The 22,603-nt window shown below is 73.0% G+C and carries 16 protein-coding genes and 3 tRNA genes; 15 read left to right on the forward strand and 4 right to left on the reverse strand.

The window, feature by feature from the left end; all coding sequences use genetic code 11:
- Positions 1-467: 467 nt before the first annotated feature.
- The 10 genes from ABD223_RS18015 (at position 468) to ABD223_RS18060 (ending at position 13,814) form a co-directional block, all read left to right on the forward strand.
- Positions 468-1,736, forward strand: a complete 1,269-nt coding sequence (locus ABD223_RS18015) for an ABC transporter substrate-binding protein (protein WP_344037424.1) — start codon at positions 468-470, stop codon at positions 1,734-1,736.
- Between the two features lie 66 nt (positions 1,737-1,802).
- A complete protein-coding gene (locus ABD223_RS18020; RefSeq protein WP_344037425.1) occupies positions 1,803-2,726 on the forward strand; it encodes a carbohydrate ABC transporter permease in 924 nt (307 codons plus the stop codon).
- Positions 2,726-3,553 (forward strand): carbohydrate ABC transporter permease, encoded by an 828-nt coding sequence (locus ABD223_RS18025; RefSeq protein WP_344037426.1) that lies wholly within the window; start codon positions 2,726-2,728, stop codon positions 3,551-3,553. The genes ABD223_RS18020 and ABD223_RS18025 overlap by 1 nt, the downstream gene beginning before the upstream one ends.
- 1 nt (position 3,554) lies before the next feature.
- Positions 3,555-4,745 (forward strand): mandelate racemase/muconate lactonizing enzyme family protein, encoded by a 1,191-nt coding sequence (locus ABD223_RS18030; protein WP_344037427.1) that lies wholly within the window; start codon positions 3,555-3,557, stop codon positions 4,743-4,745.
- Between the two features lie 284 nt (positions 4,746-5,029).
- Positions 5,030-6,163, forward strand: a complete 1,134-nt coding sequence (locus tag ABD223_RS18035; protein ID WP_344037428.1) for a ricin-type beta-trefoil lectin domain protein — start codon at positions 5,030-5,032, stop codon at positions 6,161-6,163.
- Between the two features lie 356 nt (positions 6,164-6,519).
- Positions 6,520-9,210: an RICIN domain-containing protein gene (locus ABD223_RS18040; RefSeq protein WP_344037429.1), complete on the forward strand. Its 2,691-nt coding sequence runs from the start codon at positions 6,520-6,522 to the stop codon at positions 9,208-9,210.
- Between the two features lie 43 nt (positions 9,211-9,253).
- Positions 9,254-10,765: a sugar ABC transporter ATP-binding protein gene (locus ABD223_RS18045; protein WP_344037430.1), complete on the forward strand. Its 1,512-nt coding sequence runs from the start codon at positions 9,254-9,256 to the stop codon at positions 10,763-10,765.
- A complete protein-coding gene (locus ABD223_RS18050) occupies positions 10,762-11,769 on the forward strand; it encodes an ABC transporter permease (protein WP_344037431.1) in 1,008 nt (335 codons plus the stop codon). The genes ABD223_RS18045 and ABD223_RS18050 overlap by 4 nt, the downstream gene beginning before the upstream one ends.
- Positions 11,770-11,821: 52 nt before the next feature.
- Positions 11,822-12,679: a sugar phosphate isomerase/epimerase family protein gene (locus ABD223_RS18055; RefSeq protein ID WP_344037432.1), complete on the forward strand. Its 858-nt coding sequence runs from the start codon at positions 11,822-11,824 to the stop codon at positions 12,677-12,679.
- A 118-nt stretch (positions 12,680-12,797) separates the two neighbouring features.
- Positions 12,798-13,814 carry a LacI family DNA-binding transcriptional regulator gene (locus ABD223_RS18060; protein WP_344037433.1) on the forward strand — a complete coding sequence of 339 codons (1,017 nt, stop codon included), beginning with the start codon at positions 12,798-12,800 and terminating at the stop codon, positions 13,812-13,814.
- Between the two features lie 6 nt (positions 13,815-13,820).
- Here ABD223_RS18060 and ABD223_RS18065 read toward each other — a convergent pair whose 3' ends face one another.
- Both ABD223_RS18065 and ABD223_RS18070 read right to left on the reverse strand, forming a co-directional pair.
- A complete protein-coding gene (locus ABD223_RS18065) occupies positions 13,821-16,220 on the reverse strand; it encodes a glycoside hydrolase family 9 protein (RefSeq protein WP_344037434.1) in 2,400 nt (799 codons plus the stop codon).
- A gap of 213 nt (positions 16,221-16,433) precedes the next feature.
- On the reverse strand, positions 16,434-17,294 hold the full coding sequence (locus tag ABD223_RS18070) for an alpha/beta fold hydrolase (RefSeq protein WP_344037435.1): 861 nt from the start codon (positions 17,292-17,294) through the stop codon (positions 16,434-16,436).
- A gap of 438 nt (positions 17,295-17,732) precedes the next feature.
- Here ABD223_RS18070 and ABD223_RS18075 point away from each other — a divergent pair.
- The 5 genes from ABD223_RS18075 to ABD223_RS18095 all read left to right on the forward strand — a co-directional run bounded on the left by ABD223_RS18075 (position 17,733) and on the right by ABD223_RS18095 (position 21,193).
- Positions 17,733-17,801: transfer RNA gene (locus ABD223_RS18075), tRNA-Trp, on the forward strand.
- A gap of 156 nt (positions 17,802-17,957) precedes the next feature.
- Positions 17,958-18,032, forward strand: a tRNA-Arg gene (locus ABD223_RS18080).
- Positions 18,033-18,043: 11 nt separating this feature from the next.
- Positions 18,044-18,115 (forward strand) — tRNA-Asn (locus tag ABD223_RS18085).
- A 120-nt stretch (positions 18,116-18,235) separates the two neighbouring features.
- On the forward strand, positions 18,236-19,834 hold the full coding sequence (locus ABD223_RS18090; protein WP_344037436.1) for a HEAT repeat domain-containing protein: 1,599 nt from the start codon (positions 18,236-18,238) through the stop codon (positions 19,832-19,834).
- 210 nt (positions 19,835-20,044) lie between these two features.
- Positions 20,045-21,193: a BMP family lipoprotein gene (locus ABD223_RS18095; protein ID WP_344037554.1), complete on the forward strand. Its 1,149-nt coding sequence runs from the start codon at positions 20,045-20,047 to the stop codon at positions 21,191-21,193.
- Here ABD223_RS18095 and ABD223_RS18100 read toward each other — a convergent pair.
- Both ABD223_RS18100 and ABD223_RS18105 read right to left on the reverse strand, forming a co-directional pair.
- Positions 21,171-21,446 (reverse strand): phosphotransferase-like protein, encoded by a 276-nt coding sequence (locus tag ABD223_RS18100; protein WP_344037437.1) that lies wholly within the window; start codon positions 21,444-21,446, stop codon positions 21,171-21,173. The genes ABD223_RS18095 and ABD223_RS18100 overlap by 23 nt on opposite strands.
- A gap of 36 nt (positions 21,447-21,482) precedes the next feature.
- Positions 21,483-22,553, reverse strand: coding sequence for an FAD-dependent monooxygenase (locus ABD223_RS18105; protein ID WP_344037438.1), 1,071 nt, complete (start codon positions 22,551-22,553; stop codon positions 21,483-21,485).
- Positions 22,554-22,603 lie beyond the last annotated feature (50 nt).

The following is a 22,603-nucleotide window of genomic DNA, read 5'->3' on the forward strand; positions in this document are numbered from 1 at the left end:
CCCGGCCGCCGAGGCACGGCGACCGGTGCGTGCACAACAAGGGACGGGGCCGTGCGGATGGGGAGCCGGCCACCGGGAGCGCTCGCCACCGGTTCGGCGCGCGGGGCGCGCGGCCGTACGGCCGTCGGGGCATGAGCCGCTCCACTACGTCGTGGTGCTCGTGGGTCGGAGTCCGACGAGCTGGATCTCCTGGTGATGAGTCTGACTCATCGGGTTGTGCTAACTACCCATGACAGCCTGTTCATGGCGGTGCCGTCAAGGAAAAAGTTGAGCTTATTTCGCGACACCGCAGCGAATCCTTGATCATCCTGCCCGTTTCGTCGCGATGCGCTGGACAGCTGATCAGGTAAGTACTACTCATCGTTCTCATGGACGTGGTTGATCGGTATGCTGGCCGGGGCCAGGTCCACGAGCCACTCGCGCCGAGCGCGCAGATCGCCCGGCCGCCGTCTGGGAAGTGAGCAGCGATGAAGCAGCGCGCACTGTGGTCGGCTGCCGCGGCGTTGGGGTTGGCCCTGGCCTCGGGGTGCGGGAGCGCCACGTCGCCGGGGTCCTCCGGCGGCTCGGGCGACGGGCTGGTGGTCTGGGACTGGAAGTCCGGCGACGCGAGCGCGGCCGCGTACCTCGACCGGGCGAAGGCCGATTTCGCGAAGAGCCACCCGGGCGTCGACGTCGAGTTCGTGGCGCAGCCGTTCGACCAGTACTACACGCTGCTCGGCGCGGCGATCCAGGCCGGCCGGGGACCCGACGTCATGCTGTTCAACGGCGGCGGCCAACTCCGGGACCGCGTTGACGCGCTGGTGCCGCTGGACGAGTACGTGACCCGGGACCGGCAGCGGCTGGCCGGCTGGGACGCGTTCACCCGGGACGGCAAGACCTACGCCTCGCCGGTGACGCTGCAAGGCCACCCGCTCTACTACAACAAGGCGCTGTACGAGCAGGCGGGACTGGACCCCGAGCGGCCCGCCGGCACGTGGGACGACTTCGTCGAGGACTGCGGCGCCATCACCGGCAAGACGGGCGCGAAGTGCTTCGGCGTGGGCAACAAGGAGGGCATCGGCATCCAGTTCTTCCTGTCCGGCATCGGTTCCGCGGTGCTCACGCCGGCGGAGTACGACGACTGGATCGCCGGGGAGCGGGACTGGTCCTCGCCGGGCGTGAAGCGGATCTTCGAGCTCTGGCGGCAGGTCGACGCCGGCGGCCTGAACAACGACGGGGTCAACTCCACCGCGATGTTCAACGACGCGTTCGCGGTCTTCCAGTCGGGCCGGGCCGCGCACGTCATCGGCCTGATGTCCGACACCGGGCACTGGAAGGACTTCGCCGAGTTCCTCGACCCGGCCGACGTCGGCGTCATGGCCGCGCCGGTGGTCAACCCCGAGGCGACGCCGAGCCTGCCGTACGACGGCGGCATCGGCTACGCGGTCGCCAAGTGGACCGAGGACCCGAAGCGGGCCGCCGACCTGGTGCGGTCGTTGACGTCGCCCGAGGCGCTGGGGGCCTTCCACGCGGACGCGGGCGCGATCACCTCCGACACCACCACCGACGTCTCCGCCGGCGGCCCGGCCGTCACCGCGATCACCGCGGGGATCAGGACCGGCAAGCCCGCCCTGCACGTCGCCCTGTCCAGCAAGACGATCGACCTGATGGGTCGCCTCTCGCAGCAGCTGCTCAGCGGCTCGACCACCGTGGACGAGGCGGTGGCGCAACTGGCCGCCTCCGACGCGGCGGGCTGATCCGTGCCGCCCGGGGGTCCTCCCTCCCCGGTCCGCCCGGCGACCGCCGGGCGGACCGGGGAGGAGGTGGTCGCCGGAGCGGCGGCCCGGCGACCGGGGAGGCCGTCCTCGCGGCGAACCCGTCGCGGGTCGCGGGCCGAGCGCCTGGCGCCGCTCGTCCTGCTGGCGCCGGCCGTGCTGATCATCGTGGCGCTGCGCCTGTGGCCGCTGGTGCTCGGGGTCAACTTCTCCTTCACCGGCGACGGCGACCGCAACGGCACACCGGTCGGCCTGGACAACTACGCCACGCTGTTCGCCGATCCGCTGTTCCGCACGGCGTTGCGCAACGTCGGCCTGCTGGTGCTGCTGCTGCCGGTGGCGGTGGCCATCCCGGGTCTGCTGGCCACGTTCATCCACCTGCGGGTGCCGGGGCACCGGGTCTACCGCGGCGTGTACTTCTTCCCGGCCGTGCTGTCACCGGTGATCGTCGGGGCGATCTTCAACCTGCTGCTCGCCCACGACGGTCCGCTCAACGCGCTCCTCGGAGGGGTGGGCCTCGGGCCGGTGGACTGGCTCGGCGATCCCGACGTGGCGATCTTCGCCGTCGTCGGGGTGCACGTCTGGGCGACGTTCGGCATGGCGCTGGTCGTCTTCCTGGCCGGCTTCTCGACCCTGGACCCCTCGCTGCTGGACGCGGCCGAGGTCGACGGCGCGTCACTGCCGCAGACCATCCGGCACGTGATCGTCCCGGGCCTGACCCGCACGATCCAGTTCGTCTTCGTCACCACCATGATCGGCATGTTGACCTCGCTGTTCGGCCTGCTGTACGTGATGACCGGGGGCGGTCCCGAGGGCTCCACCTACCTCCCCGAGTACTACATCTGGATCCAGCAGGGGCAGTTCAACCAGCCCGCGCTCGCGTCCGCGGCGTCCACGGTGCTGTTCCTGGTCATGCTCGTCGTGGGGGTGGCCCAGGTGGCCGTCCTGCGCCGCGCGGGGAGGGAGGGCTGATGGCCGCCCGGGGGTTGGCGAGGTGGGTCGTCGTGGTGCCGATGGCCGGGCTCGCGCTGGCGACGGTCTACCCGCTGGTGTTCACCGCCAACGTCGCCGTGAAGACCCGGCGCGAGTACGTCCTCGACCGGTTCTCCCCGTCCGGCTCGCCGCACTGGGAGAACATCGCCACGGCGTGGTCGAGCGTCGGGATGTCCCGGTACTTCCTGAACTCGGTGGTCGTCGTGGCGTGCTCGGTCGCGCTGCTGCTGCTGTTCGGGTCGATGGCCGGGTTCGCGCTCGCCCGGCTGCGCTTCCGCGGCTCGTCGGCGCTCTTCCTGGGCATCCTCGCGGCGCTGTTCATCCCGTTCCAGGTGATCATGGTCCCGCTGGCGCGGATCCTGGCCGACGCCGGTCTCGTCGACACCTACCCGGGCCTCGTCCTCGCGTACGTGGCGCAGTTCCTGCCCTTCACGGTCTTCCTGATGACCAGCTACTACTCGGCCGTGCCACCGGAGATCGTGGACGCGGCGCGGATCGACGGGAACACCACCTACGGCGTGTACTGGCGGATCATGCTGCCGATGGGCGCGCCCGCGCTGCTGTCGGTCGGCGTGCTCAACGCCCTGTTCTGCTGGAACGACGTGCTCATCTCCCTGCTCGTGATGCCGTCGGCGGACCACCGCACGCTCATGGTCGGGGTCACCTCCTTGAGGGGCCAGTACTCCGACGACATCCCCGCGTTCGCCTCCGGCGTGCTGATCGCCGCGGTACCCGTCCTCGTCGTCTACCTGTTCCTGCAACGCCGGATCGCCGACGGCGTCACCGCAGGGGCCACGAAGGGCTGACATGCGCATCACCGGTTACCGGACCCTCACCACCGCCCAGGACTGGGGCCGACCGGTCGGCGACGCCAACGGCGTCTTCGCCGACGGCGTCGTCCGGGTGCCGATCGTCCTGGTCGAGACCGACGTGGGCGTCACCGGCGTCGGACTCGGGCCGCACGTGGAGATCGACTCCGTCTTCGCCGCCGTCGAGGGCGAGGACCCGCGCGGTGTCACCGCCCTGTACGACCGGATGCTGCGGCAGACGTTCAAGGCGGGCCACGCGGGCGCGGTGTTCGGCACCATCGGCGCCCTGGACACCGCGCTGTGGGACATCAAGGCGCAGGTCGCCGGGGAACCCCTGTGGCGACTGCTCGGCGGGCGGGACCGCCGCGTGCCCGCCTACGCCTCCGGGCTGGACATCGGCCTGGGCGACGACGAGCTCGTGGCGCTGTACGAGACCTACGCCGACCGCGGGCTGCGGGTGGCGAAGCTCAAGGGCGGGCTCGACGTCGAGCGGGACCGGGACCGCCTCATCCTGGTGCGCGACGTGCTCACCAGGGCCGGCCGGGGCACCCGACCGGGTCTGATGCTCGACGTCAACGAGGCGCTGACCCGCAAGCAGGCCGTCCGCCACGTCAGCGAGCTGGAGCGGGTGCTGGACCTGATCTGGATCGAGGAGCCGGTCCGGCGGTGGGACGCCGAAGGGCACGCGGTCGTCGGCCGCGGCGTCCGCGCCTCGGTCGCCAGCGGCGAGAACCTCACCGGCCTGGAGCAGTACCGCCCGCTGATCTCGACGGGAGCGGTCGACGTCGTGCAGGCGGCCGCGGGCTGGGGCGTCACGCACTTCCTGCGGGTCGCGGCCCTCGCCCACGCCCACGACCTGCCCGTCAGTCCCATCGGCCACACGCCGGTCGGGTTGCTGCACGCCGCGACGTCCGTGCCGAACCACATGGTCAGCGAGTTGCAGGACCTGCGGCCGCCGACGGGGCTCTCGATCGACCTCCACGTCGAGGACGGCGCGTTCGTCCTGGGCGACAGCCCGGGGCTGGGCATCCGCGTCGACGAGGAAGCGGTCGCCGCGTCCCACCGCCGGCTCGCCGTCCCGGCGACCGAGGGCCCGCACGTCCGGCCGGAACGCGCCGGGCAGCGCCTGCTGGCGGTGGTGCAGGGCGTTGCCGCGCCACCGGAACAGCTGCACCCCCTGCCGTCCTGACCGACCCGTGCCGGGAGTCGCCGCCGGCCCCCGGTCCCGAAGCGCCACCTCCCACCAGGAGGCCCCCTCGTCCTCGCCCTCCGGCACCGGGACCGGCTGCCCCGCCGGAGGGTCACCGACAACCGGCCGGCCGGCGCGCAGGCCGTGATCGCCAACGGCACCCCCTCCAGCTCTGGTCGTGCCACGGCGGCGCGAACCAGCGGTGGAGCGCACGCGACCGAACCCACCACGCGGAGGCCGGCGGACCGGCCCCCGCGCCCTCCCACACCGTCGTAGGAGCGCAAGTGCGACAACACCTCAGCAAGTTCGCCGCCCGTGCCGCGGCCCTGGCCACCACCGCCCTGGCCACCGCGCTGGTCGCCGCCGCGCTGCTGCCCGCCGGGCCCGCCGCCGCCGAGTCCAACGGCGGGGTGCGGGTCATGCCGCTGGGCGACTCCATCACCGAGGGGACGCAGGTACCCGGCGGGTACCGGATCGGTCTGTGGCAGCGGTTCGGGTCGGGCAACCACCGGGTGGACTTCGTCGGCTCGCAGTTCAACGGTCCCGCCTCGCTCGGCGACCACGACCACCAGGGCCACCCCGGCTGGCGGATCGACCAGGTCGACGCGAACGTCGTCACCTGGTTGCGGAACACGACCCCGCGCACGGTGCTGCTGCACATCGGCACCAACGACATCCTCCAGAACCGCGACGTGGCGAACGCGCCCGCCAGGCTGTCGGCGCTCGTCGACCGCATCACCGCGACCGCGCCGAACGCCGACGTGTTCGTCGCGACGATCACCCCGCTGGCCAACCCGGGGCAGGAGGCCGCCGCCCGGGCCTTCAACGCCACGATCCCCGGCATGGTGCAGGGCAAGGTCAACGCGGGCAAGCGCGTGCGCCTGGTGGACATGCACGCCGCGCTGACGACGGCCGACCTGATCGACGGCATCCACCCCACCGCGACCGGCTACGACAAGATGGCCGCGACCTGGTACGCCGCGCTGCGCGCCGTGCCCGGGAGCATCGGCGACCCCGTGGCGCCGCAGGGTGCCCAGGTCGTCGGCGTGGCGTCGGGGCGCTGCCTCGACGTGCCGGGGTCGACGACCGCCAACGGCGCGCAGCTCCAGCTGTGGGACTGCCACGGCGGGCCCAACCAGTCGTGGACGCGCACCTCCGGCGGGCAGCTGGTCGTCCACGGCACCAAGTGCCTGGACGCCTACGGCCGGGGCACGGCCAACGGCACGTGGGTGGTGATCTGGGACTGCCACGGCGACACCAACCAGCAGTGGCACGCCAACGCCAACGGCACGATCACCAACGCGCAGTCCGGCCTGTGCCTGGACGCGGCCAACCGCGGCACCGGCAACGGCACCGCGCTGGTCCTGCGGTCCTGCACCGGGCAGGCCAACCAGCAATGGGTCCAGCGCGCTCGGTGATCGGTCCTGGCGCTCGGGTTGCCGCCGTACGACATGGGATGTATTCGCGGGCCCGTCGGTGGGCGCCCATCCGCGTCGTACGGCCAAAAAGGTTGCGCAGCCTAGGTATTGACCTAGCCGAGGCTTGCCCTGGTGCCGGTCGTGAAGCCCTGGGCGTCGGAACCCTTTCGGCGACATGGGATGTCTTGCTAGCCTGTCGGTGCCGTGGTCTTCGCGCCGCCCGCGATCCGGCCCTGCCACCCGGGCCCCGACGAGCGCGCCCCGGCCGCCCGTCCACCGGCTCCGGACAACCCGGCGACCCACGCCCTGTTGCTCTCATGGACTACCGGACCACGTGTCCGCAGAGGGAGACGAAGGTGAAACCAGCCAACACCGCCGTGAGGTCGTTGGTGGCGATCGCGGTGTTCGCGTCCGCCGCGCTGCTACCGACCTACGGTGACCACTCCCGGGCCTCGGCCGCGACCCAGGCGACCTACTACGTCGCCCCCGACGGCAACGACGCCAACGCCGGGACGATCGCGGCCCCGTTCCGGACCGTGCAGCGCGCGCGGGACGTCGTCCGCGCGACGAAGGGGAGCATGTCGGGCGACATCCACGTCCAGCTCCGCGGGGGCGAGTACCCGGTGGGCAGCGCGATCGAGTTCACGCCGGCCGACTCCGGCACGAACGGGCACCGGGTCTTCTACTCCGCGTACCCGGGCGAGACGCCGGTGCTGAGCGGCGGCGTGCGGGTGACCGGGTGGACGCAGCACGGCGGCAACGTCTGGAAGGCCCCGCTCAACCGCGGCAACAAGCTCCGGGCGCTCTACGTCAACGACAAGCGCGCGTTCATGGCCACCAAGACGATCGCCTCGCAGGGGTGCTACGGCACGTACGCCGTCACCGCCGGCCAGGCCTCCTGGGCGCGGGAATCGGGCTCGCAGTGCGACGGCGCCAGGTACGGCCTGGCCGATCTCCCCGCCATCTCCCGCAACCCGGACGACGTCGAGATCGAGACGGCGACGACCTGGACGACGGCCATCGTCGGCGTCCGCCAGGTCACCACGAGCGGTGACGGCGCCCACCGCGTGGCGCTGTTCCAGCAGCCGGGCGCGGCCATCGCCCAGGGCGCGTTCAACGGCAACCACCAGGTCGGCGGTAGCCACAAGTTCATGAACGCCCACGAGTTCCTCGACTCACCGGGCGAGTTCTACTTCGACAAGACCAGCCGGACGCTCTACTACTACAAGTCCGATTCCGAGAACATGGCGACGGCGGCGGTCTACGCGCCGAACAACGTGCCCACCGTGCTCAAGGTCGCCGGCACGTCCACGACCGACCACGTCCGGAACATCACGTTCTCCGGTCTCACGGTGCAGCACTCCGACTGGAACCTGTTCACCGTGGCCGGTTCCGCGTTCAAGCAGGCCCAGCAGGGCAACCTGGGCAACTCCCTGTACGTCAAGGGGAACTTCCACGTCTACCACTACCGCAACGTCGACGTCGCGCCGGGCATCATCCAGGTCGAGAACGCGGACGGCATCCACCTGGACCGCAACCGGGTCCAGCACACCGGTGTCGACGGGATCACCATGGTCAACGACGTGCAGGGCGCGCGGTTGACCGGGAACCGCACCAACGACGTCGCCGGCTCCGCCATCACCGTGGGCCACCCCCAGCACGTCTACATCGGGGACCACACGGCGGGCAACGGCGAGAAGTACCCCGCCCAGGTCGAGGGGCTGCCCAGGAACATCGAGATCAGGAACAACCACCTGCACGACAGCGCCGTGCTGTTCCACGGGCACAGCCCCATCTCGGCGTACTTCGCCGACACCCTCACGATCCAGCACAACCGGATCGAGAAGAGCCCGTGGTCGGGCATCACGCTCGGCTGGGGGTGGTGGAACTTCGACGGGTCGTCGGGCTCGATCGCGCCCAACCGGCCGACCACCACGGCGAGGAACAACACCATCAGCCACAACCACATCATCGACACGGTGCAGCGCCTCAGCGACACGGCCCCCATCTACACGCTGGGCAGCCAACCGGGCACCACCATCACCGACAACTACCTCCAGGGCGTCCCGGCCGGCCACAAGTACGGGCTTCACCCGGACGAGGGCTCCGCGCACATCAGCTTCCGCGACAACGTCCTGAGCGTGGACAAGAACATCACCTGGCTCGTCAACTCCGACGACTTCGGGCGCAAGCACGACCTGAGCATCACGCAGACCTACGGGCCGATCAACAAGGTCTCCCAGAAGAACCTGCCGAACAGCACGATCCAGGACATCCTCACCTACCCCGACTACGTGTGGCCGGCGCCGGCCCACGCCGTCGCGGTGAACTCCGGGTTGCAGGACCAGTACCGGGACATCCTGCCGCCGGGCACGCGGTCCAGCCCGGACCACGTCCTGCCGTCCAGCACGTTCGTCGGTGCCGGGAGCTCGTCGATCCCCATCCGGAGCACCGGCGACGCGACCAGGACGGTCTGGTTGGCGCCCCGGGGCACGACCGCCTTCGCCGCCGGTCCGACGATGACCAGGGCGAGCGGCACCGCGACGACCATCGACGTGCCGGCCTCACCCGGCGACTACCGGCTGTACGTCGTGGACGCGCAGGGGAACCGGTCGCCCGAGTCGAGTTCGATCGCCCGGCGGCAGGGCGGCGGTCAGCAGGGCGCCACGATCGTCGGCGGGCAGTCCGGCCGGTGCGTCGACATCGCCGGCGCGGCCACGACCAACGGCGCCCAGGCCCAGCTGTGGGACTGCCACGGCGGCGCCAACCAGCGCTTCACCCACACCTCGGGCAGGCAGTTGCAGGTGTCCGGGACCAAGTGCCTGGACGCCAGCGACCAGGGCACCGCCAACGGCACCGCCGTGGTGATCTGGGACTGCAACGGGCAGGCCAACCAGCAGTGGAACGTCAACGCCAACGGCACCATCACCGGCGTGCAGTCCGGGCTGTGCCTGGACGCCAACGGCGCCGCCACCGCGAACGGGACCAGGATCATCCTCTGGTCCTGCGGCGGTGGGGCCAACCAGCAGTGGAGCCTGCGCAGCTGAACCGGATCACCGGAATGGGACGGACTTCTCGTTGACACCAGCCATGAGCGAGCACCCCCGCGAGCCGGACGTCGTCGTCCGGCTCGCCGACATCACGAAGAGCTTCCTCGGCGTGCCCGTGCTGCGCGGTGTCGACCTGGAGTTGCGCGCGGGCGAGGTGCACGCGCTCGTGGGCGAGAACGGCGCGGGCAAGTCGACGCTGCTCAAGGTCCTCGCGGGCGTGCACCGGCCCGATTCCGGTCGGGTGGAGGTCAACGGCGAGCCGGTCGTGCTCGCCACGCCCCGCGACGCCCGGGAAGCGGGCATCGCGATCATCCACCAGGAGTTCACCCTGCTGGAGCACCGCACCGTCGCGGAGAACGTCCACCTCGGCCGCGAGCCGGTCCGCCGGGGCCGGGTCGACCGCCGGAAGATGGAGGCGGACACCAGGGGGTTGCTGGACCTGCTCGGCGAGGGCGGGATCGACCCGACCACCACCGTCACCCGGTTGTCGGTGGCGCAGAAGCAGGTCGTGGAGATCGTCAAAGCGCTGTCCACCGACCCCCGGGTTCTGGCGATGGACGAGCCGACCGCCGCCTTGGCCGACCACGAGGTGGGGTTGCTGCACGGCCTGGTGGACCGGTTGCGCGCCAAGGGGATCGCGATCCTCTACGTCTCGCACCGGATGCGCGAGGTGTTCGACCTGAGCGAGCGGATCACCGTGCTCAAGGACGGCGCGTTCGTCACCTGCGCGCTCACCGCCGAGCTGACCCCCGACCGGCTCGTGCGCCACATGGTCGGGCGTTCGCTCGACGCGCGCCACCCCGACCGCGCCACCCCGGACGACCTCGGTGACGTGCGGTTGGCGCTGCGCGGCGCGGGCAACGACCGGGTCCGCGACCTGACGTTCGAGCTGCGGGCGGGCGAGGTCGTCGGCATCGCCGGGCTCCAGGGCTCCGGGCGGTCGGCGATCGCGCGGGCGATCTGCGGCGTCGAGCCGTTCACCACCGGCGCGCTGGAGGTCGACGGCGTCGTGCGGCGCGTCACCGACCCGCGTGCCGCCGTGCGGCTGGGGATCGGATACGTCACCGAGGACCGCAAGGGCGAGGGCCTGGCGTTGCGCCAGTCCATCCGGGACAACGCGCTGCTGGTGCGCCGCGCGGCGTTCACCGGCCGCCGCGGGCGCGAGCGCGCCGACCTGGCCGCGCTGCTGGGGTCCGTCGCGGTCGTCTCCCGGGGCGAGCACCAGGAGGTGCGGTACCTGTCGGGCGGCAACCAGCAGAAGGTCGTGCTGGCCAAGTGGCTGGCCGTGGGACCGCGCGTGCTCGTCGTGGACGAGCCGACGCGCGGTGTCGACGTCGGCGCGAAGCAGGCGGTGCACCGGCTGCTGCGCGACCTGGCGCGCGGCGGGGTCGCGATCCTGATGATCTCCTCCGAACTGCCCGAGCTGATCGGCATGAGCGACCGGGTCCTGGTCGTCCACGAGGGCGCGATCGCCGGCGAACTCCCCGCGGGCGCCGCCGAGGAAGCCGTCATGGGCCTCGCCACGGGGCACGGTGCGGGAGAAGTCGCGTGAGCGCGCCGACCACGTGGCGGCCCCGCCTGGCGGAAGGCGCCGCGCCGGTGCTGGCGGTGCTGGCCGTGCTGCTGGTGGCGCTGGCCTTCGCCGGCCCCGCCTACTCGGAGGCGGCCGGGTACCTGGCGCTGCTCAAGCGCGCCGCGCCGCTGGTGCTGCTCGCCGTCGGCCAGTACTTCGTCGTCGTCTCCGGCGGGTTCGACCTGTCGGTCGGCTCGCTGGTCACCGCCGAGGTGGTGGTCGCGGCCCGCCTGGTCGACGGCCGGGAGTCGGCGACGGGCTGGGTGATCGCGCTGCTGCTCGGCTTCGGCCTGCTGGTCGGCCTGGTCAACGGGCTGGTCACGACGAAGCTGCTGGTGCCGTCGTTCATCGCGACCCTCGGGATGCTGCTCGTCCTCGACGGCGCGGTGTTCCTGTGGACCGGTGGCGCGCCGCGCGGCGCGCTGTCGTCGTCGTTCCGCGTGTTCGGTCGCGGCGGCGTCGACCTGCCGGTCCTGGGCCACCTGCCGTGGTCGGTGGCGATCCTGCTGGCCGTCCTCGTCGCCGCGGTGCTGTTCCTGCGCGGCGGCACCGGCCGCACGCTCGTGGCGGTGGGGGACAACGAGAACGCGGTGCGCCTGGCCGGCGGTCGGGTGGACCGCCTGAAGGTGCTGGCGTTCGCGCTGTCCGGCCTGCTCGCCGCACTGGCCGCGATCCTGCTCGGCGGGTTCGCGGGCGTGTCGGCGCAGGTCGGCAGCGGCCTGGAGTTCCGCGCCATCACCGCGGTCGTGCTCGGTGGCGTCGTGCTCGGCGGCGGCCGGGGTTCCGTCGTGGCGGCGGCGGCCGGCGCGCTCACCCTCGAAGCCCTCTTCTCCTTGCTCAACCTGCTCGGCGTCACCGGCGCACCGGAGTCCGCGATCCAGGGCGTGATCATCATCGCCGCCGTCGCGTACGCCGCCCGCGGCGGCGGGCGGCGGCTCGGGTCCCGGCTCCGCGCCGGCCCGCCCGACCCCGTTCGCGGCTGAACCCCCATCTCCGCGGGAGAGATCCCGCGACCCCGGTCCGGACGGAGGAACGGTGCACCCGATCGGTGTGAGCACGTGGGTGTGGACGTCGCCGCTGCGCGACGCGGCACTGGCCGAGCTGGCCTCGCGCGTGGCCGGGTGGGGGTTCGACGTGCTCGAACTCCCGGTGGAGGAGGTCGGCGACTGGGACCCGGCCCGCGCCGCGCGCGTGCTGGCCGACCACGGGCTCGCCGCGACGGTGTGCCTGGTGATGCCGCCGGGCCGGGAACTGGTCGCGGCGGGGCCCTCGACCGTCGGCGCCACCCAGGACTACCTCCGACGGGTCGTGGACATCGCGGCGGAGGTCGGGTCGCCGGTCGTCGCGGGTCCCGCCTACGCGTCGGTCGGCCGCACGTGGCGCATGGCGGAGCGGGAGCGGCGCGACCGCATCGCCGAGCTGCGGGACAACCTGGCGCCGGTGGTCGAGCACGCCCGCGCGGCGGGCGTGCGGGTCGCGGTCGAACCCCTCAACCGGTACGAGACCAGCCTGCTGAACACGATCGGGCAGACCCTCGCGGCGCTGGACGGGCTGCCCGTCGACGGGTGCGGCGTCGCGGTCGACGTCTACCACCAGAACATCGAGGAGAAGCACGTCGGCGACGCGATCCGGTCCGCCCGGGGCCGGATCGCGCACGTCCAGGTGTGCGCCAACGACCGCGGCGCGCCGGGCGCCGACCACCTCGACTGGCCCGACATCGCCGCCGCGCTCGCCGGGGCCGGCTACACCGGGCCGCTGTGCATCGAGTCGTTCACCGCCGGGAACGCGAGCATCGCGACCGCCGCGTCCATCTGGCGCCCGCTCGCGCCGACCCAGGACGCGCTCGCCGTGGACGGGCTGGAGTTCCTCAGGGGGGTGGTCGGCGCCCGCTGAGCGGTCCGCGGCCAGGCTGCGGGGTCCCGCGTCGCGGCTGTCGCGCCCCGGTTCCGGCGACGGGCGGGCCGGCGGGGCATGATCGGTTGACCGCGCCGCCTCGCGTAGGCTGCCGTTCGTGGCTGTGGATGGGCGCGCGGGCGGTGAGGTGCGGGTTTCCCGGATCGCGGACCTGGCCGGGGTGTCCGCCTCGACCGTGTCGAAGGTGATCCACGGCCGGCCGGGTGTGTCCGACGGGACGCGCAGGCGCATCGAGGAGCTGATCCGCGAGCACGGCTTCCAGAAGAACGAGAAGGCCGAAGCGGTCCCGATCGTCGAGGTGGTCTTCCAGTCGTTGGACAGCCTGTGGGCGCTGGAGATCATCCGCGGGGTGGAGGAGGCGGTCCGCCCGCACGGCCTGGCGGTGACGCTGACGGAGATGCGGGGTGGCCACACCCCGGAGAGCGCGTGGGCGCGGCAGATGCTGGCCCGCCGGCCGGTGGGCGTCATCGCGGTGTCGGCGGAGTTCAGCGAGGCCCAGTTGGCGCAGCTGGGCAGTCGCGCCATCCCGCTGGTGGCGTTGGACCCGACGGGTGAGCCGACCCACTCGATCCCGTCGGTGGGCGCGACGAACTGGAACGGCGGCCTGGTCGCCACCCGTCACCTGGTCGGGCTGGGGCACCGCCGCATCGCGATGGTCAACGGCCCGTCGGAGTTCCTGTGCTGCCGCGCCCGCCTCGACGGCCACCGGGCGGCGCTCGACGCGGCCGGTGTGCGGCAGGACCGCAGGTTGGTGCGGACCGCGCCGCTCTACCACGAGGGTGGTCGTGACGCCGCGCGCGAGTTGTTGCGGCTGCCCGACCGGCCCACCGCCATCTTCGCCGCCAACGACCTGCAAGCCCTGGGCGCCTACGAAGCCGCACGTGAGATGGGGTTGCGCGTCCCGCACGACCTGAGCGTGGTCGGTTTCGACGACCTGGCGTTCACCCTGTGGTCGGACCCGCCGCTGACCACCGTGCGGCAGCCGCTGCGGCGGATGGGCGCGGAGGCCGCCGGGATGCTGCTGGTCCTGGCGGCGGGCGGTGAGCCGGACAACGACCGCGTCGAGTTGCCGACGAAGCTGGTCGTCCGGGGCAGCACCGCACCGCCGCCGTGACGGGGGTCAGCCGGCGCAGGTGTAGTTCGGGGGCAGCGCGGTGGCGCCGCTGGGGCGCGACGCCTGGAAGCCGAACTCGGCCGTCGCACCGGGCGCCAGCGGGCGGGGGGCCCGCGCGGTCGCGCCCTGGCCGCTGGTGGACACCGCCGCGTTCCACGACCCGGTGACGGAGTGCCCGGACGGCAGGGTGAACGCGACCACCCAGGTGATCGGCGACGACCCGGTGTTGGTCACCCGCACGGGTTGCACGACGTAACCGGTGTCCCACTGGGTCTGCACCGCGGCGACGACCGCGCAACCGGCGCCACCGCCCGGCACGGTCACCGGCACCGGCGACGACGCGGGGGAGGTGTTGCCCGCCGCGTCCCGCGCCCGCACCTGGTAGCGGTAGGCGCCCGCCGCCAGGCCGCGGTCGGCGTGGGACGTGCCCGACACCGTGGCGACCCGGGTGAACGCGCCGGACGAGCCGGTGGCGCGCAGGACGTCGTAGCCGGTCACGCCGACGTCGTCGGTCGACGCGCCCCACGACAGCGACACCGAGTCGCCCGAGGCCGTCGCGGTCAGGCCCGGCGGCGTGCCGGGCGCGGTGGTGTCCGCGGGCGAGCCGGACCCGGCCTTCTCCGCCGCCCACGCCGACAGCCACGCCAGCGCGGCGTTCCAGTTCAGCGCCACCTCGTTGACCGACCAGGCGTTGATGTCGTCCAGGTAGCACTTCTGGGGCTTGCAGCCCGCCAGTCGCTCCTGGGCCACCGGGTCCTGCAAGTCGGTGTTCGGGCCGCCGGCGAGGAGACCGGCCGGCGGGTTGGGCAGCGACGGGTCCAGCTGGTTGGCCCAGAACCGGTGGTGGGAGTTGCGGGTGGCGCGCTCGCCGTAGCCGGTCACGTAGGAGTGGTTGAACGGGTTGCGCCCGAACAGGTAGTCCAGCGCCTGGTGCACACCGGCCCGGTACCTGGCCTGGCCGGTGAAGTCGTGCGCCAGGGCCAGCACGTTGGCCGAGTTGGCGATCACGCCGTTGGAACCCCAGTAGTAGCCGCTCGCCGGCGCGGGGTAGCCCTGCGTCGAGGCCTGGTCGAGCAACCGGTCGCCGTAGGAGGCGAACGCCGCGCGGGTGGCCGCCACGTCCGAGGCGGGCAGCCCGTTGGGCACCAGCGCCAACGTCGTGTCGCCCAGGCCCGCGGTCCACCACCAGTCGAACCCGCCCTGGTCGAACCCCCGGCCGCGGAACAGCGGCGACCCGGTCACGTCGGCGCGGTAGGCGCTCGACCCCGTGGTGGTGAACAGCTCCGCCGCGGCCCAGTAGAACTCGTCGGTCACGTTGTTGTCCACGTAGGTGCCGCCGCCGTTGCCGTCGTCGGGGTCGGCGTACCGCGTCGGGTTGGCCTTGGCCGCGGCGTAGGCGCGCTGCGCGGCGGCCAGGGCGCGGGAGGCGAAGTCCGCGTCGATGCCCTTCCACACCCGCGCGGCCTGCGCGGCCGCGGCGGCCAGGTTCAGCGTGGAGGCGGTCGTCACGGCCGACAGCAGGCGGGGCTGCGGGTCCTGGTCGGGGCGCATCGGCAGACCGGTCCAGTTCTCGTCGCTGACCTTGTGCCGCGCCATACCCGCGTCCGCCCGGCCCTCGGGCACCTGCATCCTCATCAGGAACTCGACGCCCCACCGGGCCTCGTCCAGGATGTCGGGCACCTCGTTGTCGCGCTCGGGGATCGCCAGCTTCCCGTCGCCCAGGGCCGCCCGGTCCGCACCGGCGACGTGCAGGGTGCGCTCGTACTCGTTGATCAGCTGCCAGGCGGCGATACCGGTGTCCACGCCGTACTTGCCGTGGTCGCCCGCGTCGTACCACCCACCCCGCACGTCCGAGGTGTAGCCGCACGACACCCGGCACGGCACCCCGTCGTCACCCCGGTTCGGGGCGACGTTGAGGTGACCGGCGGGCCGCGCGTGCTGCGAGCCGACGTGCCGCGCCTCGATCGGCGTGCCGCTGCGCTGGTGGTAGAAGAACGCCAGCGCGTCGTACCGCAGGCGCTTGAGCGGCTCGGCGGAGATGTCGAACGGGTTGCCGGTCGTCCCGGCCACCGACAGCACGTAGCCGGTGCCGGGCGTGTCGAACGACGAGAAGTCGACGACGTGCACGTTGTCGCCGGACGACGGGTCCGGCCCGCGGACGCCGGTCTGCCCCGAGGCCACGGTCGCCCCGGAGGCGTCGCGCAGCGCCCACGCCAGGGGCGAGCCCGAGGCGGTCACCACCGTGGCCTGTTTCGGCAGGCCGGGCACGTAGGCCACCTGGTTGACCTTGACCGCGGGACCGGCGTCGGGAGCCGCCGAGGCCGCCGTCGGTGCCAGGGCGGCCGCGGCCAACGCCAGGGCCGCCGCGACCGCCACCCCCCGCCGGAGCCGGTGATGAGTGCGCACGGGCAGATCCTCCTTGGATCACGCCGCCACCCTGGCCGAAACATTCTCGATCCAGAACGACAGTGTTGCGGACCGGGAGCGCTCCCAGAAGAGCGCCTTCAGCACTGAATGGTGAACCACTGGGAGTGTCTCGGTCAACGTTCTCTCTGGAGAGAGAAAATTTCGCACCTCTTCGGCGAGCGTTTGCCATCTGTCGAGCCGTGCTCCGGTGGTTCAGCCCTGGGGTGCGCGGCGGGCGTTGTCGGCGATCGCGTCGATGATCGTCGGCCACGCGCCGGGCGGGAGGTCGTGCCCCATGCCCGGGATGAGCAGGAGCCGCGCACCGCTGATCGCGGCCGCGGTCGCCTCGCCGCCGGAGTGGTGGCACACGAGGTCCGCCGTTCCGTGGATGACGACCGTCGGGGCCGTGATCCGCGCGAGCTGGTCCGTCCGATCGCCCGCCGCGCGCACCGCCCTGTGCTGGCGGCGCCTGCCCTCCCGGTGGTCGGGGTCGCGGCGGAACGAGAGCGCGGTCGCCCGCCTGATCTCGTCGACGTCCTGCTCGAAGCCGGGGGAGCCGATCGTGCCGAACAGCCGCACGCGCCGCTCGACGGCGTGCTGCTCGGTCCGGGCGCCCCTGGAGAACGCGTGGCGGATGAGCCGCGGGGAGGTGCGGCCCCTGCCGCGGCGGCCGGTGGTGGACATGAGCGACGCCAGGCTCAGCACCCGCGCCGGGTGGAGCGCGGCCACGACCTGGGCGATCATCCCGCCCATCGACGCCCCGACCAGGTGGGCTCGGTCGACGCCGAGCGCGTCGAGGAGCCCGGTGGTGTCGGCGGCCAGGTCGGTCAGCGCGTAGTCGGCGCCGGGCAGGTGCGTCGAGCGGCCGGCGTCGCGGTTGTCGAACCGGACGACGAGGAAGCCGCGCTCGGCGAGCCGCCGGCAGAACTCGTCGGGCCAGTGCACGAGCTGGAACCCGAGGCCCATGATCAGCAGCAGCACGGGCTGCCGGGGGTCGCCGAAGGTGTCGTAGCAGAGCTCGATGCCGTTGGCCCGGACGATCTGCTGCGTGTCGTTGGTCGTGTGGTCTCGCATGAGCCTCTCCGCCATGACGCGGCAACTGCCGGATCCCGTCCGTTGCCGGTGGACGCGCGCAGGTTATGCGTCGCGACGCGGGCTGGCGAATGGGTTTCCCATCCGCCGCGATCCTCGTCCTCCGAGGAGAATGAGGAAAAAACCATTGCTGCCCTTGGCGCGGGAGGCGCATACTCGACGCACCGAACGAGACGAGGAGTCGAAGTCATGGCGAGCACGTGGGAGCGAGGGGCGCAGCGCTTGCGCCGACGCGCCGCGATCGCCGTCGTGCGCCCGTCCGCCGGCCGGCCCAATACCGTCTCGATCCGGCGTGCGACGCCGGTGAACTGCGCGGACTCCCCGCCCTGACCTGGACCAGGTCACGTGGACAGGGAGCCGCCCATCGGGGAACCGATCCGGGCGGCTTCTTCATCGGTGCGCCGATGGTGATTTCTTCCCGGTGGCGTGCCGGGGAAGCGGAACGGTCTCCAAAACCGTTGCCCGAGGGTTCGACTCCTTCCGCCACTGCTGAATGCGCCCGTTCTTCGGCGTGTTCGTCGACAACTCCACGGCGGAACAGACAAGTGATTCACGCGCCTCGCCCCCCGGTCGTCACGCGACCTGGGGCGGGACGCGGAGGAGGAGCCGTTCGGGGCGTCCCGCGCGGACTCCGCCCTCCACCAAGCCCCTGTAGCTCAGGCGGAACAGAGCGCGACGCTACGAACGTCGAGGTCCCAGGTTCGAGTCCTGGCAGGGGCACGCGACGCCATTCCCCCGAAGTGCACCGGGCGGCACACCCGACTGTTGATCGGGAGGACCGGGTTCGAGTCCTGGCGGGGGAGCGACCACCCCACGGCCACGACGGTCGTGAGGTGACCCGCGACGCCGTCGACCACCCAGGGCCCGGCCGGCCGTGGAAAACCGCGTGCCCGCGGCCGGGCCTGCCGGGATCATGGGTAGCCGTGGATGCCATCGGTGGGCGATTGGTCAGGCGACTGCGCGAGCGCCTCGGCCGGCTGTCGGCTGCCGCGCACCCCGCGGACGGCCCGTCGTCGGAGCCGCCCGACCCCGGGCAGGTCGACCGCGCCGTTGCCGGTGTGGTGGCGGGGGAAGGCGATGCGGTCGACGGGCTCGCGTCGTTGCTGCTCGTGGTCGGCGGTCGCGGTGACGCCGACCTGATCGCGCACACCGCGCGGGCGCTGGCCGCGGCGGACTCGCGGATGTGGTTCGCGTTGGACGTCGCCGCTCGACGAAGCCCGTGGAACACGCCCCGGTGGGCGGACACCGCGGCCCGCCGCCTCGCCGCCGGTCACGCCGGGCCGCTGGAAACGCTGCTCGCCGCCTGCCACCCGGACGGCTTCGTCCGGGAAGCGGCCGTGGCCGCGCTCGACGAGCGCGACGAGGCCGGCGCGCTGCCCGTGCTGGCGCTGCGGGCGGCGGACTGGGTCCCCGAGGTCCGCGACCGGGCCCGCCGGGCGTGCGGGCGGCAGCTCGACCGCGCGCCGGGCGAGGCGATCACCTCCCTGGCGCCGGTCGCCCTGGCCCTGCGGGCCCGGCAGGGAGGCCGCTGGCTCGCCGGCGTCGTGGACGACGTGCTCCGCGACGGTCCGCCCGAGGCCTTGGCCGCCGCGTTGGCGGCGGGGGACCGGCGCACCCGGAGACTCGCGCACACCGTCGGCCTGGACGCCGGTCGCCTCGACGTCGACCGGCTGGTGCGCGCCGCCAAGACCGACGCCGACCTGCCGATCCGGGTCATGTGCGCCGACGCCGCCATCCGCGCGGCGAAGGCCGTCGGCGACCACGACGTGCCCCGTCAACTGCTCGCCAGTGGAACGGCCGCCGTGCGCGCCGAAGCCGTGCGAGCCCTGGCGGCCGCGGGCGAGGTCGACCCCGCCACCGGGGCGCTGACCGACCGCAGCGCCCTCGTGCGCGCGACCGCCCAGGCCCTCGTGCGCCGCGCCGGCACCGACCCGGCCACGCGGTACCGGGCGCTGCTCGCCGGACGACCACCCCGACCCCCGGTGATCGCCGGCCTCGGTGAGACCGGAACCCGCTCCGACACCGCCGCGCTCGTGCCGTGCCTGGCGCACCCCTCCTCGCGCGGCCGCGTCGAAGCGGTCCGCGCGCTGCGCCGCCTCGGCCACACCTGCCCGGAACCGCTCCTGCCCCTGCTCACCGACCCGGTGTCCTCGGTGACGAGGCAGGTCGTGCTCTCCCTGCTCCGGCAGCCGGGCACCCCCGACGAGCACCACCTGCGACCGCTGCTCCACCGATCACACCCACCGCACGTCCAGTGGGCGGCCTACCGCCTCCTGCGCGCACAGGGCACCTGGACGAGGATCAGCGTCGACCTCGAACTGGTCAACGACCCCGGTCACGTCGTGCACGCCAACGCCCGCGCGGATCTCGCCAACTGGCTGGCGCAGGACGCCGCGACCAGCTACTCCACCCCCTCCGGACCACGCGCGGACGAATTGTCCGCACTGCTCGCGCGGGCTCGGCCCGTCCTCGGGCCGGAGCAGGCGCGCGTCCTGCGGTTCCACCTCGGGCTGACGGCGTGACCGGTGCCCGGACCGGTCGCCGGCACCGGGCCCCGGCACCGGGCCCCGGCGTGACCGCCGCTCGGGGGCCGCGCGCCGTTCCCACCGGTTGAGCGCTCATCCAGGCGGGCGCGACGAGGAGGTACGGTCCGTCGCGCAAGCCCCGGTGCAGCTGTCGGGGAGGGTTGTCTGCTCGACGAGCAGGGAGGGAGACGAGCCGTGCGCCGTCCTGTGTCCGGCACCGCCGTCGTCGCGATCGCGCTGACCGGCCTCATGGTGTTGAGCGCCTGCGCGAAGGACTCCGCCGGCGACACCACCGGGTCGACCGGCGCCACCGGCGCGGCGTGCGAGTTCGCGACGCCGCCCGACCCGCCCGCCACCTCGACCACCAGCGCCGCCGACGGCGACGAGGCCGGGCGCGAGGAGGTCGACGGGAGCGCGCTGAAGATCGGTCTGGCCTACGACATCGGTGGCCGCGGCGACGCGTCGTTCAACGACCTCGCCGCCGCCGGGTTCGACCGGGCGATCGAGGACATGGGGGTCAGGGAGGAGAACACCCGCGAGGTCTCCGCCGCGCCCAACGAGGACGAGTCGGTGAAGCAGGGCCGCCTGCGGCAGCTCGCGCGCGAGGGCTTCAACCCGATCGTCGGCGTCGGCTTCGCGTACACCGAGGCGCTGAAGGTCGTCGCGCCGGAGTTCCCGGACGTCCGGTTCGGCCTGGTGGACTCGGCCGTGGAGGGCGCGGCCAACGTCACGCCGCTGGTCTTCGCCGAGCAGGAGGGGGCGTTCCTGGCCGGTGTCGTCGCCGCGTACCAGAGCAAGAAGTGCCACGTCGGCTTCGTCGGCGGGGTCGACATCCCGCTGATCCGGAAGTTCGAGGCCGGTTACGCCCAGGGCGCGCGGACCGCCGCGCCGAAGGTCGTGGTCGAGAAGAAGTACATCACGCCGGCCACCGACTTCTCGGGCTTCCAGGACCCGGCGAAGGGCCTGGAGACCGCGAAGGGGCTCATCGACAAGGGCGCGGACGTCCTCTACCCCGCCGCCGGCGCGTCCGGCATCGGCGTCTTCTCCGCGGTGAAGCAGGCGGGCGTGCTGGCGATCGGGTGCGACGCCGACCAGTACCACCAGCCGGCGCTGGCGGACAGCAGGGACGTCATCGTCGCGTCGAGCCTCAAGCGAGTCGACGTGGCGGTGTACGACTTCTTCAGGGCCGCGGCGAGGAACGACCTGGCGTCGCTGCCGAAGGTCTTCGACCTCAAGGTGAACGGCATCGGGTACGCCACGTCCGGTGGCCGGATCGACGCGAGGTTGCAGGGCATCCTGGAGGGGTTCAAGGCCCAGATCATCGAGGGCAGGATCAAGGTCGCGGACACGCCGTAGGGACCAGGTCGTCGCCCCTCCGGGCGCCCGTCCGCGTCGCCACCGGTGCGGTCGTGCCAGAAGCCGTCACGGCTGAGCTGACCGTCGCGCCCCCGCCCCAGTTCGGCGGCACCACGGTGAACAGCGTGTCGATGCCCCAGTAGGCGAACGGGGTCTCGCTCTCGTCCTGGATGGCGCGGACCAGGGTGGTCTTGCCCGCGCTCGACGTCCCGTTGAGCAGGATCACCCGGCCCGGGCGGTCACCGTCGCGCACCCGGTGACCGCACCGGGCCGGCACGCCGTTCCAGGATCAGCGGTCGCCGAACCAGCGGGAGGGGTGGTCGTCCAGGTCCTGCTGGTCGTCGCCGACCCAGGCGACGTGGCCGTCCGGGCGCAGCAGGAGGCACGGGACGTCCAGCGCCGCGGTCGGGTCCGCGAGGTGGTCGACCCGGTCCGACCAGCCGCCGGCGGTCAGGCGTCCGGTGCGGTCCAGCAGCAGGCCGCGGCCGCGGTGCAGCAGGTCGTAGAGGCGGTCCTGCGCCACGTCGGTGTCGGGCAGGCGGCGACCCGGCAGGTCGTGGCCCTCGCCGAGGTCGTAGCGGATGTCGATCGCGGTGATCTTCCCGATCAGGTGGCGGTTGACCTCGTCGAGGTCCATCAGCTCGGCGAGCAGCCTGCGCACCGCCCGCGGGCCCGGTTCGGCGGACAGCAGCTCGACCTGGGCGCGGGTGTTGTCCAGCACGTCCGCGGCGACCGGGCGGCGTTCGGCCTGGTAGGTGTCCAGCAGCGTCCCCGGCGCCCAGCCGCGGACCTGCGCGGCCAGTTTCCAGCCGAGGTTGACCGCGTCCTGGACGCCGAGGTTGAGGCCCTGCCCGCCGATGGGCGGGTGGACGTGGGCCGCGTCGCCGGCCAGCAGCACCCGCCCGACCCGGTAGCGCTCGGCCAGCCGGGTGGCGTCGCCGAAGCGGGACAGCCGACGTGGCGAGTGCACGCCGAAATCGGTGCCGGCGATGGCGCGCAGCCGCTGTGCGACGTCTTCCAGGGTGGGCGGTTCCGCGCGGTCGCCGACACCCGCGGCGGGGACCACGACGCGGTAGACCTTTTCGCCGAAGGGCGTGAGGCTGAAAGCCCTGTCGGTTCCACGGATCTCGGCCACCTTGGCGGCGAAGAACCCGGCGGCCGGGCGCCGCCTCCCGCGTTCGAGGAGGCGGTCCAGCAGCCCGCGCATCGCCATCAGCTCGATGCTGCGGATGTGCAGACCGACGATGCGGACGAACGACGCGGGCTCGGTGTCCTTCTCCAGGACGAGCACCCGCACGTCGTGCAGCCGCAGCTCGGCGGCCACCATCGCACCGGTCGGCCCGCAGCCGGCGACGACCACTTCCGGCTGGCCGGCGGAGGCCGAGGTCCGATCGCCCGGTCCCGGGGCTG

Source organism: Saccharothrix xinjiangensis, from assembly GCF_039527585.1.
In the GTDB taxonomy this organism is placed as follows: Bacteria; Actinomycetota; Actinomycetes; order Mycobacteriales; family Pseudonocardiaceae; genus Actinosynnema; species Actinosynnema xinjiangensis.